14 protein-coding genes and 2 pseudogenes are annotated in these 13,860 nt (G+C 63.9%); 3 read left to right on the top strand and 13 right to left on the bottom strand.

The genetic code is table 11. From position 1 onward, the window contains the following. Positions 1 to 2: 2 nt before the first annotated feature. The 11 genes and pseudogenes from FB597_RS01140 to FB597_RS01090 all read right to left on the bottom strand — a co-directional run. Positions 3 to 233 (bottom strand): hypothetical protein, encoded by a 231-nt coding sequence (locus FB597_RS01140; protein WP_141912915.1) that lies wholly within the window; start codon positions 231 to 233, stop codon positions 3 to 5. A 155-nt stretch (positions 234 to 388) separates the two neighbouring features. Beyond that, the gene (locus FB597_RS01135; protein WP_141912913.1) at positions 389 to 1,780 is read right to left on the bottom strand and encodes a TAXI family TRAP transporter solute-binding subunit; all 1,392 of its coding nucleotides are present in this window, start codon (positions 1,778 to 1,780) and stop codon (positions 389 to 391) included. 70 nt (positions 1,781 to 1,850) lie between these two features. After that, a complete protein-coding gene (cynS, locus tag FB597_RS01130; protein WP_141912911.1) occupies positions 1,851 to 2,294 on the bottom strand; it encodes a cyanase in 444 nt (147 codons plus the stop codon). A gap of 75 nt (positions 2,295 to 2,369) precedes the next feature. After that, entirely contained in the window at positions 2,370 to 3,254 is an 885-nt protein-coding gene (locus FB597_RS01125) for an ABC transporter ATP-binding protein (protein WP_141912909.1), read from the bottom strand. 13 nt (positions 3,255 to 3,267) lie between these two features. Then, a complete protein-coding gene (gene ntrB, locus FB597_RS01120; RefSeq protein ID WP_141912906.1) occupies positions 3,268 to 4,116 on the bottom strand; it encodes a nitrate ABC transporter permease in 849 nt (282 codons plus the stop codon). After that, entirely contained in the window at positions 4,116 to 5,513 is a 1,398-nt protein-coding gene (locus FB597_RS01115; RefSeq protein ID WP_141912903.1) for a CmpA/NrtA family ABC transporter substrate-binding protein, read from the bottom strand. The genes ntrB and FB597_RS01115 overlap by 1 nt, the downstream gene beginning before the upstream one ends. Positions 5,514 to 5,686: 173 nt before the next feature. After that, positions 5,687 to 6,340: a response regulator gene (locus FB597_RS01110; RefSeq protein WP_370454637.1), complete on the bottom strand. Its 654-nt coding sequence runs from the start codon at positions 6,338 to 6,340 to the stop codon at positions 5,687 to 5,689. A 36-nt stretch (positions 6,341 to 6,376) separates the two neighbouring features. Continuing rightward, positions 6,377 to 7,555 (bottom strand): PAS domain S-box protein, encoded by a 1,179-nt coding sequence (locus FB597_RS01105; protein ID WP_144767691.1) that lies wholly within the window; start codon positions 7,553 to 7,555, stop codon positions 6,377 to 6,379. Between the two features lie 337 nt (positions 7,556 to 7,892). After that, complete coding sequence (locus FB597_RS01100; protein WP_141912895.1) at positions 7,893 to 8,654, bottom strand: SDR family NAD(P)-dependent oxidoreductase; 762 nt, start codon at positions 8,652 to 8,654, stop codon at positions 7,893 to 7,895. Between the two features lie 187 nt (positions 8,655 to 8,841). Continuing rightward, positions 8,842 to 9,561 (bottom strand): FadR/GntR family transcriptional regulator, encoded by a 720-nt coding sequence (locus tag FB597_RS01095; RefSeq protein ID WP_141912893.1) that lies wholly within the window; start codon positions 9,559 to 9,561, stop codon positions 8,842 to 8,844. 313 nt (positions 9,562 to 9,874) lie between these two features. Beyond that, positions 9,875 to 10,243, bottom strand: a pseudogene (locus FB597_RS01090) (MFS transporter); the annotation flags it as partial. On the opposite strand from FB597_RS01090, the pseudogene FB597_RS20365 reads away from it, so the two are divergent. Continuing rightward, positions 10,233 to 10,391: pseudogene (locus tag FB597_RS20365) on the top strand (LysR family transcriptional regulator); the annotation flags it as partial. The pseudogenes FB597_RS01090 and FB597_RS20365 sit on opposite strands and share 11 nt — an antisense overlap. Before the next feature lie 43 nt (positions 10,392 to 10,434). On the opposite strand, the gene FB597_RS01080 reads toward FB597_RS20365, so the two are convergent. Then, entirely contained in the window at positions 10,435 to 11,388 is a 954-nt protein-coding gene (locus FB597_RS01080; RefSeq protein ID WP_144767688.1) for an aldo/keto reductase, read from the bottom strand. 209 nt (positions 11,389 to 11,597) lie between these two features. Here FB597_RS01080 and FB597_RS01075 point away from each other — a divergent pair, with 209 nt between their 5' ends. Next, positions 11,598 to 13,271 carry a Na+/H+ antiporter gene (locus FB597_RS01075; RefSeq protein ID WP_144767685.1) on the top strand — a complete coding sequence of 558 codons (1,674 nt, stop codon included), beginning with the start codon at positions 11,598 to 11,600 and terminating at the stop codon, positions 13,269 to 13,271. A 93-nt stretch (positions 13,272 to 13,364) separates the two neighbouring features. Here FB597_RS01075 and FB597_RS01070 read toward each other — a convergent pair whose 3' ends face one another. Continuing rightward, positions 13,365 to 13,625, bottom strand: a complete 261-nt coding sequence (locus tag FB597_RS01070) for a hypothetical protein (RefSeq protein WP_141912875.1) — start codon at positions 13,623 to 13,625, stop codon at positions 13,365 to 13,367. A gap of 83 nt (positions 13,626 to 13,708) precedes the next feature. Between FB597_RS01070 and FB597_RS20085 the strand changes: the two genes are divergently transcribed. Then, positions 13,709 to 13,858 carry a hypothetical protein gene (locus FB597_RS20085; RefSeq protein ID WP_186442719.1) on the top strand — a complete coding sequence of 50 codons (150 nt, stop codon included), beginning with the start codon at positions 13,709 to 13,711 and terminating at the stop codon, positions 13,856 to 13,858. The last annotated feature ends 2 nt before the right edge of the window (positions 13,859 to 13,860 follow it).

Genomic DNA, 13,860 nt, shown 5'->3' with positions numbered 1-13,860 from the left:
CATCAGCCGCGCGCCTTGGACAGCACCAGCAACCAGCGGCGGAACAACAGGATTTCAACGTGGCCGGGCTCGATGCCGGCGCTGCATTCGATGACGGGGTTGACGCGGTAGCGTCGTACGTAAGTGTCGCGGCAGGCGAAGATTTCGCGGCGACCGAGACGCAGGGTAAACGACGAGGGAGTGGAAGAAGCGACGGCGAAGCGTGCGTCTGAAGCAAGATCGAAGTGTGTCATGGCAGTGATTCCCCTTCTTGTCTGTCTGTAAGAGGCTTCACTGTAGCACAAGTACTGTACAAATACACAGTATTTTTCATACAGTGGTTTTGCCGCGACGGCCCACTATACAACAAAGCCGCCAGTCGACGGCTTTTCCCCCTGCGGCGCGGCGTTCAGGCCATCCCGTGCTCCAGCCGCGCACGGACGAAACCGATATGCTCGCGCAGCACATAGAACTGGTCGGCAAAGGCCAGCGGCATCTTCATGCGGTTGACTGCCGCTTCGATCTCATCCAGGCGCTTGAGTATCTCCGCCTGCTGTTCCGGCGCCTCGCGGGAAATGCCGCGCTCCAGCGAAATCAGTTCGCCGTACCAGCGGTAGATGCGCGAACGGATGCGCCAGCCGTACAGCATCGGCACCAGGCGGATGCCGGGAATGAGCAGCAAAATCACCGGCAGCAGGATCACGACGGCGCGGTCGACCAGGCTGGCCAGCCAGAACGGCAGCGTGCGATAGAAGAAAGTCTTGCCCGACTTGTAATAACGCGCGGCGTCGTCGCTGATGGGATATTCATGCTCCAGCGGCGCCGGGAACTCCCCCGCCTTTTGCATCACGTTGGCCTTGCCGTGCACTTCATGCGCGGCCTCGATCAGCAGGTCGGACAAGGCCGGATGCAAATCGTCGCGCGCCACCAGTTCCGCCGTCGGCGCCACCAGTTGGGTATCGCGCGAAGGCAGGTTGCGCGCCAGGTCGAACACGCCCATCGGCATCTTCAGGATATTCAGGTAACGGAAGCGCCGCACATAGGCATCGGCCTGCGAGAAATCCAGCAGCCGGATGCCGGGCGTACGCAGCAGCTTGCCCATGGTCGCCACCGAAACCGAATCGCCCATCAGGAAAGCGGCATCGATCTTGCCGCTGGTGAGCGCCTGGGCCGCGTCGTCGCCGCCGATGTTCAACAGCTCGGTGCTGCCGCCCTGCTCCACGCCATTGGCCTTGAGCAGCGTCAAGGCCAGCATGCTGGAGCCGCTGCCGGCGCCGCCGATGGCGATGCGCTTGCCCGCCAGTTCCGACAGCTGGCGCAACGGCGGCGCGGGCTTGCCGTCCTCGCGCGGCGGCGGGTTGCGGTAATAAATGGAAACCGGCACATAAGAGATGCTGCCCAAGGACACCAGCGGCGCCAGCGCATCGGCCGTGACCGCGCTGGCCAGACCGCCCTGGACGAAACCCACGTCGACGTCCTGCGCCGGATCGGCCAGCCGCTTGAGGTTATCCAGCGAGCCGCCGGTCTCGACGATATTGAGCTTGATGCCGTCGCGCGCCAGGATAGTACGGTAGCGTTCGGCCACGCGCCAGAAATTGCTGTCCTTGGGACCGGCCGCGATGCTGATGCTGGACGGCGGCGCCGGCCTGATCAGCCAGATCACCAGCCAGGCGCCGATCAGGATCAGCAGGATGAAGGGCCCGAAACTGACTGCTAGGTCGCGCCAGGAGATGGCGACGAAGCGCGCCTTGATGCGGTTGGCCGAGGGCTTGTAGGCGGAAAGGTTTTTATCTTTGAGCATGCGCCCTATTTTAGAGCGTGTTGCGCCGGAATTGCGAGCCCGCTGCGGGCCGCAACTCCGGAACGTCGGCTCAATAGGTCTTGTACGGCAAAAACTTACCTGAAAGCACCACGTTAACGCGATCGCCATTCGGATCGGCCTGGCGCTGGATATCCATCTTGAAGTCGATGGCGCTCATGATGCCGTCGCCGAATTCCTCGTGGATCAGTTCCTTGATGGTGCTGCCGTAGACGCTGACGATCTCGTACCAGCGGTAGATCAGCGGGTCGGTCGGCACCGGCGTGGGCAGCGAACCCTTGTAGGGCACGATCTGCAGCCACAGGGTTTCCTCGTCGGTCAGCGCGAACAGCTCCTGGGCGACGGCGGCCTGCCTGGCCGTCAGCGTCATCTGGCCGAGCATGGCGGCGGTCGTCCATTCCTTGCTCTGGCCGATGCGCTCGGCGATCTGGGCCCAGGTCATCTTGTTGCTGACCTTGGCGGCGATGATCTTCTGGGTGACTTGGTTGCGGTCCATGCTGCTCTCCTTGAATGAGACGTGATGTGAATGAAATGTGGATGAAAAAACGTGGACGAAAAATATTGATCAGATTCAGGCCAGCGCCTGCGAAAAACCGGCATCCGGCGCCGCTGCCGCCTCCAGCCCCGGCGTGACCACGCGGGTGACGGGAGCTGCGCCGCCGGCCGCCTGCGCCGCCTGGATCTGCCGGGAACGGTGCACCAGGAAATCGACCAGGTGGTTGCGGATGCGATAGAACTGCGGATCGTGGTGCATCGATTCGCGCGTGCGCGCCTTGGGCATGGTGTTGACCACCACCTCGGCGATGCAGGCCTGCGGGCCGTTGGACATCAGGAAGATCTTGTCGGCCAGCAGGATCGCCTCGTCGACATCGTGCGTGATCATGAACACGGTCTGGCGCGTGGCGGCGCAGATCTTCAGCAGCTCGTCCTGCACCACGCCGCGCGTCAGGGCATCGAGCGCGCCGAAGGGCTCATCCATCAGCAGCATCTTGGGTTCGATGGAAAACGCCCGGGCAATGCCCACGCGCTGCTTCATGCCGCCCGACAATTCCGACGGTTTCTTGTGCTCGGCTCCCTTCAGGCCCACCATCCCGATGAAGCGGCGCGCATGCTCCTCGGCCTTGGCGCGCGGCCAGTCGGGCCAGCGCGAACGCACCGCGAACACCACATTGCCCAGCACGCTGAACCACGGCATCAGCGCATGGCTCTGGAATACTACGCCGCGGTCCAGGCTGGGGCCCTTCACCTCGCGCTGGTCCATGATCACCACGCCGCCGCTGGCCGCTTCCAGTCCGGCCAGCACGTTCAGGATGGTAGTCTTGCCGCAACCCGAATGGCCGATGACACAGACGAACTCGCCGCGCTCGATGCCGAACGACACCTGCTCGAACACCGGCGGACCGTCGGCGGCGTAGCGCTTGCTCAAACCCTCGACGTTGAGGAATGCCTTTTCCATGTAGCTTCGCCCTTCATTCGACATAAGTGACCAGCTTCTGCAAGCGCGCGAAAAACAGGTCGAGCACCATGCCGGTCGCGCCGATGACCAGGATCGCGAAGATCACGCTGGTCAGCGACAGGTTGTTCCATTCGTTCCAGACGAAGTAGCCGATGCCGGTGCCGCCCACCAGCATTTCGGCCGCCACGATCACCAGCCAGGCGATGCCCATGGAGATGCGCATGCCGGTCAGGATGGTGGGCGCCGCCGCCGGCAGGATCACCATGAACGCGCGGCGCAGGGGCTTCACTTCCAATGTCTTGGCCACGTTGAGCCAGTCGCGCCGCACCGACGCCACGCCGAAGGCCGTGTTCATCAGCATCGGCCACACCGAGCAGATGAAGATCACGAACACGCCCGACACCGAGGAATCCTTGATCGTGTACAAGGCCAGCGGCATCCACGCCAGCGGCGAAATCGGCTTGAGGATCTGGATGAAGGGATTGAGCGCGCGCTGCATCAGCGGCGACATCCCCAGCAAGAAGCCGAGCGGGATCGCCACCACCGCCGCTATCGCAAATCCCAGCCCGACACGTCCCAGCGAATAACCCAGCTGGATCCCGATGCCCTTGTCGTTGGGGCCGTTGTCGTAGAACGGGTTGGAGAGTTCGCGGCGGATGGTCTCCCCCATCTGCGCCAGCCCCGGAAAGCCGTCGCTCTTGGCCGCCCCGCCGCTCTTTCCCATCAACCTGGCGTACTCATCCTGGGCCGAGCCGGCGGCGCTTTCCTTGGGCAAGGTGGCCACATGCCATACCAGCAGCAGGCAGCCCAGCAACAGCAGCGAGATCAGCGCCGCGCGCCAGCCGGTCTTTCCCGCGTCCATCACGCCGTCCTCTTGATGGCGAAGCTGTTGGCATAGGCTTCGGCCTTGGCCGGGTCGAATTCCTTGCCCATGATGGCGTACTTGCGGTACGCGCCGTCCGGCACCGGCTGGCCCAGTTCCTTCATGTGCTTCTTGGCCTCGGTCAGCAGCAGCACCTTTTCCGCGATCGCCTTGTAATCGACATCGCCCTTGATGTAGCCCCAGCGTTTCATCTGCGTGAGGATCCACACGCCCATCGAATCCCAGGGCACCGGATCGAAGTCGGCGCGGCCCGGCACGTTCTTCACATTGCCCAGGCCGTCGGCGAAACGGCCGGTCAGCACCTGCTCGACCACCGTCTCCGGCTGGTTCAGATAGGCCGCCGGCGAGATCACCTTGGCCACCAGCGAGCGGTTGGCCGGATCGCGCGCCATGGCGGCGGCGGTCAGCACCGAACGGAACAACGCCGCAAAGGTGTTGGGGTTCTGCCTGACGAACTCTTCCGAGGCGCCGAAGGCGCAGCATGGGTGGCCGTCCCAGATTTCCTTGGAGAGGATGTGGATGAAGCCGACTTCGTCATACACCGCGCGCTGGTTGAACGGATCGGGGCCGAGGAAGCCGTCGATATTGCCGGCGCGCAGGTTGGCCACCATTTCCGGCGGCGGCGTGACGCGGATCTGCACGTCGCGATCCGGATCGAGGCCGTGCTCGGCCAGGTAATAGCGCAGCAGGAAGTTGTGCATCGAATACTCGAACGGCACCGCGAACTTGAAGCCCTTCCATTGCCTGGGGTCGCGCTTGTCCTTGTGCTTCACATGCAGCGTGATGGCCTGGCCGTTGATGTTCTGGATGGTGGCCACGCGCATCTGCACCGCATTGCTGCCCACGCCCATGGACATGGCGATGGGCATCGGCGACAGGAAATGCGAGGCGTCGTGCTCCTTGTTGATCATCTTGTCGCGGATCAGCGCCCAGCCGGCGGTCTTGTTCAGCGACACGTTCAGGCCCTGCTTGCGGTAGAAGCCCAAGGGATCGGCCATGATCAGCGGCGCCGCGCAGGTGATGGCGATGAAGCCGATCTTGAGGTCTTTCTTTTCCAGCGCGCCGTTCTTCTCCTGCGCCATCGCCTGCAGCGCGCCCAACGGCAGCACGCTGGCGATCGCCGCGCGCGCGGTGTTCTTGCCGACCGCGCGCAGGAAGTCGCGGCGCCGGGCCATGTGCGGGAACAAGGCGCGCATGATCGACTCTTCCACCACGTCTTCCGTCAGCGTCTCCACGTCCTGCGCCCTGGTCTGGCGCAATACCTCCTGCTCGGTATCGTGCTGCCGCTGGCTGCCGTGGCGGCCGCACGAGCAGCCCTGCCCGGCGCGCTCGGCGTCGTAGGTATGGAAGATATTGTGTTCCGGTGCTTTCGGCATGATTCCCCCGTTTGGTGAGTTTGAGGCGGCTTGCTGCGATGGCCTCAAGCGCGTGCAAGGGATTTGCCAGCGGGGGAAATGGCGTCATCGTGTGACGACGCCTTGTAGTGGTTCAACTACAAATGCAGGTGAAATGCAGGCGCATGGCGTATGGCGTATGGCGGGAACTCGTCCTACACAGGCATCAACTGATGCCGCACCGCATACATCGCAATGCCGACATCGTTGGATGCCCCGGTCTTCTCCAGGATGCGGCTGCGGTAGGTGCTCACCGTATTGGGGCTCAGCTCCAGCCGGTCGGCGATCTCCTTGACGCTGCGCCCGGCCGCGATCATCTGGAACACCTGGTATTCGCGGTGCGACAAGCTCTCATGCGCGGCCCGATCATGCGAGGAAGCGCGCGCGCTCAGCCCCGAGGCCAGCGTCTCGGCCATCTGCGGGCTGACATACACGCCGCCGGCGGCCGCCTTGCGGATCGCCGCCGCCAGTTGCTCCGGATCGGTGCTCTTGTTCAGGTAACCGGCCGCGCCCAGCTTGTAGCAGCGCGCCGCATACTGCTTCTCAGGATAGGTGGACAGCATCAGCACCGGCAGCCGCGGCATCTCCTGCTTGATCTGGCGCAGCACGTCCAGCCCGTCCTGCTGCGCAATGGCGATATCCAGCAACACCAGGTCGATCGCCTCCACCCGCGCCTTGTGCATCACTTCCGGCCCGCTGGCGCATTCGGCGGCGACCTCGATATCGGGCGTGTCGGCCAGGATCTGCTTCAACCCCTCGCGCACGATGCGATGGTCGTCGCACAGCAGGATGCGGATCGAATCGGTCATTGCTGTCATGGTCTCCATTACCCTTTGGTTCTTGTATCAATCTCGGCCGGCCAACGGCAACCGCAGGCACACCAGCGTGCCGGGCATGTCATCGGCTGGTGCAAAACGCGCACCAGCAATGGTCAGTGCGCCACCGAAGTGCAAGGCGCGCTCGCGCATGCCCATCACACCGTAGGAAGTCGACGCCTCCAGCGCATCGCGCGCCGCCCCCACGCCGTTGTCCTCCACCTCCATGGCCAGCTCGGCGGGCGTGAGCCGCACCGCGATGCGCACCTGCGTGGCCCTGGCATGCCGCGCCACGTTGGACAGCATTTCCTGGAAGATACGAAACGCCGCCGTGGCCTTGGCGCCGTCCGGCGCGAAAGCCTCCGGCGCGATATCGAACTCCACCTCGCACGGCAGCTCGGTGGCCTCCGAAAACTCCTGCACCTGCCACTCCAGCGCCGCAATCAGGCCCTGATGGTCGAGGATGCTGGGCCGCAGGTCGGTGATGATGCGCCCGACGTTGTCCACCGCCGCCTCGATCAGCCGGTCCATCGCCTCGCACTTGCGCGCCACCGGCTCGCGATCGGCCACGCGCTTGGCCATCCAGTTCACATCCAGCTTCAGCGCCACCAGCAGGCTGCCCAGCTCGTCGTGGATCTCGCGCGCGATACGGGTGCGTTCGTCCTCGCGCACCGAGTGCGCATGGGCCGACAGTTGCCGCACCTGCCTGAGCGCGGCCGACAATTCGCGGGTGCGCTCGGCCACGCGCAGTTCCAGCTCCGCCTTGGCGCGCTGCAGCTGCTCCTCGGCCTGGCGCCGCTTGGAAATGTCGCTGAACGTAACCACCGCCCCGCGTACCCGGCCGTCGTCGACGATCTGGTAGGAAGAATATTCGGCGGGAAAGAAAGTGCCGTCGGCGCGCCAGAACACCTCCTGGTCCACCCGGCACGATTCGCCCTTGCGAAACGCCTTCAGGATCGGGCACTCCTCCTCCGGATAGTGGCCGCCGTCCTCATGGCTGTGATGCACCAGGTCGTGCATGTTCTTGCCCAGCACCTGCTCCACCCGGTAACCCAGCATGTCGGCCCCGGCGCGGTTGATGAAGGTGCAGCGGCCATCGAGGTCGATACCGTAGATGCCTTCGCCGGTGGAGTCGAGGAGAAGGGTCAGCTTGTCGCGCAGCAAATCGCTATCGCTGCCGGTATGGACATCGGAAAGAAGCGGCATCATGGGAGCACAACGAGCAAAGGACATGCCAAGCTGAAGTGGCGAAGGAAGCGTATCTTCAGACAAGAACAAAGCCGCCCAATGACAAATGCCGTTCAGTTAAGCGCTGAACGGCATTTGTGTTTGTGGAGGTTTGTGCAGTCCAGACTCCGTTCGCCCTGAGTAGCTGCGCAGCAGCGTATCGAAGGGCAGGCAAGAGCGCCAACGGTGATGCGCTGGCTTCGATACGGCCCCGGCGGGCCTACTCAGCCCGAACGGGCTCTGTAATGAGTGCCTCAGATTAGCCTTGACTGAACGGCTTACGCCCAATGGCGGCTTCTCTGCCTGCGGGCCTTCCCGGTCAAGGCATGTACTGCCCTCCGTTCACCTCGATGATCTGCCCCGTCACATACCCCGACATCTGCTCCGAGGCCAGGTAGAGGAAAGCCCCACTGCATTCGTCCGGATCGCCGATGCGGCCCATCGGGATGGTCTTGCGGAATGCTTCGAGCTGTTCCGGCGTGGTGAAGCGTTCCTGGAACGGAGTCATGATCACGCCCGGCGCCACCGCGTTGACGCGGATCTTGTCGGCCAGCAGTTCCTTGGCCATGCCGCGCGTGATGGTGCTGACGAACCCTTTCGACGCCGCGTAGATCAGCGCGCCCGGGCCGCCGCCGTGGCGCGCCGCGACCGAGGTGACGTTGATGATGTTGCCGCCGCCCTGGCGCCGCATGACCGGGATCACGGCGCGCGTGAAGGCCACGACCGAGCGGGCGTTGATGTGGACGATGTCGTCGAACAGTTCGTCGGTGACCTTTTCCAGCGGCTCGCGCTTGACCAGGCTACCGGCGTTGTTGATCAGCACGTCGATGCGGCCGAGCTGCTCGACCGCGCTGGCGACGGCCCGGTTGATGGCGTTGCTGTCGCGCACGTCGGCGCCGATGGCGATGGCCTTGCTGCCGGTTTCGCGCACGTCGGCGGCGACCAGTTCGGCCTCCTTGGCCGAGCTGTTGTAGTGGACCACGACGTGGGCGCCGCGAGCGCCGAAGGCGCGGGCCGCGGCGGCGCCGATGCCGGTGCTCGCGCCGCTGATGAAGACGACTTTTCCAGCCAGATCTAGCATGCTGTTCTCCTGTGAAAATATGATGGTGATTGATCGTTCATGCTCCGGCTCATGGGGTTGGACGGCCCTGCGTCCTGCCGGTATCGCTTGTTCTGTATCGGGCATCGCGGGCATGGCGCCGCGACGGTACTGCCAGCGCCGCCGTTGTGGAGAGCCGCATGGAAACGGCAACGGCGGCGCTTCATGCTTAATCGTGTACCGATTCGTCCTTGTTGCGGGCCGCGCCGCGGTAGGCGTCGCGCACGTGGATCAGATGGCGGCGCATGGCGTCGGCGGCCTTTTGCGGATCGCGCGTCTTGAGCGCATCGAGGATCTCGCGGTGGTCCTGCAGGCTTCGCTCCAGCGTGGCCGGGATGCGCGAAGTGATGGAACGGCTCTTCTTGCCCAGCATGTAGAGGCTGCCGGCGATGCTTTGCAGGAAGGGGTTGTCGCAGGCTTCGATGATGGCCTCGTGGAACTCGACGTCGGCGGCGGCAAAGGCGGCCGGGTCGGACAACAGCCGCGCTTCGTCTTCCACGTTGCGCACCAGGTGCGCCAGTTCGGCCTCGCCGATATGGGTGGCGGCCAGTGCGGCCACGCCGGTTTCGATGATCAGGCGCGCGTCGAACAGCGCTTCCAGCGTGCCGGCGTTGAGGTCGATGATCATTTCCAGCGGTTCCAGCAGCTCGCGCGTTTCCAGCGAACTGACGAAGGTGCCCTCGCCCTGGCGGATGCGCAACAGCCCCAATAGCGCCAGGCCGCGGATCGCCTCGCGCACCGCCGGGCGGCCCACGCCCAGCATGGCGGCCAGCTCGCGCTCGGGCGGCAGTTGCTGGTCGGGTTTGAGCAGGCCGCTGCGGATCATGGTCAGCAAGCGCTGGGCGACTTGCTCGGAAATGGACTTCTGGACGATGGGATCAAAAGACATACTGTCGGGGTGAGCGCCTAAGGGTCGAATGAATCATTGCCATGCAGGCAATGCCTTGCTGGCCGCCGGCGATTGCCGGGAAAGGTAAGACCAATGGCTGTGGAGGATAGGTACCTGGCGATGAAGTGTCAAGCCATGAGAATTTATGCTGCACCGCAGAACAAACCCAAACGAAACGGGCCCGCAGGCCCGCTTCAGACGACGCATCGCCCCAGCGATCAAAAGGATCAGAACAGCAAACCGCTGTGCGCTTGCGCGACGCGCTCAAGATAGCCGCGCAAGCACTGTAGGAATTTGTCCATGCGCGCCCCCTTCAACCGCCGTGGCTGGGCTTGGCCACGCCGGCATGCAAACGCGTCTGGCGGCTCAGCATCAGCGTCACGACCGCCGAGAGCGCCAGCGTGCCTGCCACCACGTACAGGCCGGCGCTGTAGCCGCCCGTGACGCTCTTCAACCAGCCGATCGCACACGGGCCGACGAAGCCGCCCAGGTTGCCCAACGAATTGATCATCGCGATGCCTGCCGCCGCGCCGGCGCCGGAGAGGAAGGTGCTTGGCATGGCCCATAGCGGCGCCTTGGCCGAGCTGATGCCCACGTTCACCACCACCAGCGACAGCACCACGAACAGCGCGGTGGTGGCGTTGCCGGCCAGCAGGAAGCCGACGCAGGCCCTGGAAGACGGCCGGCTGGTACAGGTGCTGCCGGGCTGGCAAACGCCCAACGCCGACATCTTCGCGATGTATTCGCAGCGGCACCAGATGTCCAACCGCATCCGCAGCTTTGTCGATTTCATTGCGCGGGAGCTGTCCGATATTTCGCACCCGGGCTGACAAACCCACGCTCACATTCCGTCGTCCCAGCGAAGACTGGGAATCAGTACGTACTGGCTTGATCCAGCAGTGCAATATCCTCAGCCGACAACTTCAATTGTGTCGCCTTCACCAGCGCATCCAGCTGCTGCAGCGAGGTTGCGCTGGCAATCGGCGCCGTCACGCTGGGACGGGCGATCAGCCACGCCAGTGCGACCGATGCCGGCGTGCTGGACTGGCGCTGCGCCACCGTGTCCAGCGCATCGAGGATCTTGAGGCCGCGCTCATTGAGATATCCCTTCACGCGGCCGCCGCGCGCGGCGCTCTTGCCAAGGTCGGCTTCGGAACGGTACTTGCCGCTCAGAAAACCGCTGGCCAGAGAATAGAAACCGATCACGCCCACGCCATGCCTGAGGCAATACGGTTCCAGCTCCTTCTCGAACGCGGCGCGTTCGATGAGGCTGTATTCCGGCTGCAGCGTCTGGTACAGCGGCAGCCCCAGCCGCTCCCCCGCTTCGCGCGCCTCGGCCAGCCGTTTGGCATCGTAGTTGGAAGCACCGATGATGCGCACCTTGCCCGCTTTGACCAGCGTGCCGTAGGCATCCAGGGTCTCTTCGAAAGGCGTGGACCGGTCGTCGTCATGCGACTGGTAAAGGTCGATGTAATCGGTCTGCAGGCGGCGCAGAGAATCTTCCACCGCGCGCAAGATGTAGCCCTTCTTCAAGCCGACACGGCCATCGCCCATGTCCTTGCCGACCTTGGTGGCGATCACCACCTTGTCGCGCCGGCCGCCTTGGGCCAGCCACTTGCCGATGATGGCCTCGGATTCGCCGCCCTTGTTGCCCGGCACCCAGCGCGAGTAGACGTCGGCGGTGTCGATCAGGTTCAGGCCCGACTCAACGAACTTGTCGAGGATGGAAAAGGACGCCTTCTCGTCGATGCTCCAGCCGAAGACGTTGCCGCCGAAGGCCAGCGGCGCGACGGCAATGTCGGATTTACCTAACTTGCGATGCTGCATGAAGCTCTCCTTGTGTGCGTGTGGCACGTTTTTCCCATCAAGGCGCCACCGGTGGATGAAAGGAAAAACGATCTTGCGATTTTATTCCTCACCTGAAATATCTGCTCAGGCCGCACGTCTTCTATACTTGCAACCTAGCAGTGAAGGAATCGGCTGGCCGCCATGCCGCCGATGAAACACGCCAATAACACCGACCCCCACCCGCAACAATGGAAATCGTCTTCACCGTCCTGATCCTGCTGCTGGCCGTCGCCGCCTCCGGCGTGGCCGCGCGCCTGGTCCCCTTCAAACTGCCGCTGCCGTTGTTCCAGATCGGCCTGGGCGCGGTGCTGGCGCTGCCGCTGTTCGGACTGAAGATCAGTTTCGACCCGGAGCTGTTCCTGCTGCTGTTCATCCCGCCGCTGCTGTTTACCGACGGCTGGCGCATGCCCAAGCGCGAATTCTTCCGCCTGGCGCAACCGATCCTGGCGCTGGCCCTGGGGCTGGTGCTGTTTACCGTGGTCGGCGTGGGCTATTTCATCCACTGGATGATCCCGGTGATTTCCCTGCCCTCTGCCTTCGCGCTGGCTGCGGTGCTCTCGCCCACCGACGCGGTGGCGGTATCGTCCATCATCGGCAAGGGCCGCTTGCCGGCCTCGATGCAGCACGTGCTGGAAGGCGAGGCGCTGATGAACGACGCGTCCGGCCTGGTGGCCTTCAAGTTCGCCATCGCCGCGGTGGTGACCGGCACCTTCTCGCTGCTCGACGCCAGCCTGAGTTTCGTCCTGATCTCGGTGGGCGGCATTGCCGTCGGCCTGATCGTGGCCTGGGGGTTCGGCCTGGTGCGCCGCAAGATCATCGAATGGGCCGGCGACGAACCGGGCATCCAGGTGGTGCTGCTGATACTGATCCCCTTCACGGCCTATATCTTCGCCGAACACTTCGGCCTGTCCGGCATCCTGGCGGCGGTCGCGGCGGGCATGCTGATGCCCTACATCGAAACCGCCGGCGGCGAGTCGGCCGCGACCCGCATGCAGGGCCGCAGCATCATGACCATGATGGAGTTCGTGTTCAACGGCATGTCGTTCCTGTTGCTGGGCCTGCAGTTGCCGGGCATCGTCAGCCTCGCCCATGCCGACGCCAGGACCGCCGGCAACGTGCCGGTGTGGTACCTGTTCGCCTACATCCTCGCCATCACGGTGGCGCTGATCGTGCTGCGCTTCATCTGGGTGTGGATCAACCTGCGCATGCGCCGTTTCGCCAACGCGGTGCGCGGCCAGAGCGGGCGCAACCGCAAGTTCGACCTGCGCCTGATCGGCATTACCGCGCTGTCGGGCGTGCGCGGGGCGATCACGCTGGCCGGCGTGATGTCGATCCCGCTGCTGCTCAAGGAACACACGCCCTTCCCGGCGCGCGACCTGCTGATCTTCCTGGCCACCGGGGTGATCGTCTGCTCGCTGCTGTTCGGCAGTTTCCTGCTGCCGTGGATGCTGAAGGACCTGCAACTGGATGCCGAAGCCAAACGCCGCCGCACGGAAGAGATGAACGCCCGCATGCGCCTGTCGGAAGCGGCGGTGCGCCGTATCGAAGAAGCCCAGGAACGCATCAGCCACGGCCTGGACGAGTCCGACCTGGCCTTGCTGACCGAGGTCAGCGGCAGCCTGCTGGCGACCTATCGCATGCGCATGAATGCCGAGAGCGATTCGGAAGAGACCCATCGCGCCGCCAACCGCTTCAAGCAGTTCGAACGCGAGCTGCGGCTGGAGGCAATCCGCGCCGAACGCATGGAAATCCACTACCTGCGCGCCGAGCAACGCATCAACGACGAAACCTTCCTGATGCTGATCAACCAGATCGACATGGCCGAGACCTGGCTCCTCGGTTCGCTCAACGCCTCGGATTGAGGCCCCCGCACGGGAACCGGGAGCGGAAAAGCAAAAGCCCGCAACGGCATGGCCGTGCGGGCTTTGTTCATGGCGGGTACGCCGCGGATATTGTCAGGCTACCGTGTTCACTGTGGTGCCGATGACCTCGCCATTGGAATTGCGGGAAATCTGTTCGCGGCGGTTGCGCTGTTCGAGTTCAGCCTCGGCGCGCTTCTGGTCGGCCTGGATCTGTTCCTGGCGCTGTTGCTCGGCCTTTTGCGCCATGCGCGCTTCATCGGCCCGGCGCACCGCCTCCGGATCGGTGACCGATGAGGTAGTGGATGTAGATGCGGTGGTGCTGGAACTGGGTACGATTGCGAGATCGACGGGCATGCTGGCCTCCTGTTGCTATCGCTGATGTTCGATACAGGCCACTATGGTACGCCCATTGCCGGACTCTGCAATGCGGCAACAGCATGCATCCGCAAAAAAACGGCGGCATCGACACAGCCTGTTATCCGGGAAGCAAGCAAACCGTGGAAAAAGATGCCAAAAGGCAAAAACAAATTGCCACGATGGCAAATCTGGCGGAACCGGAAACTCAGTGGACTCAGTGGACTCAGTAGCC

Origin of the sequence: Herbaspirillum sp. SJZ099 (assembly GCF_007828355.1) — a bacterium.
Lineage (GTDB): Bacteria > Pseudomonadota > Gammaproteobacteria > Burkholderiales > Burkholderiaceae_D > Herbaspirillum.
Note: the sequence above shows the minus strand (reverse complement) of the source record. Positions and strands in the feature narration are given on the sequence as shown.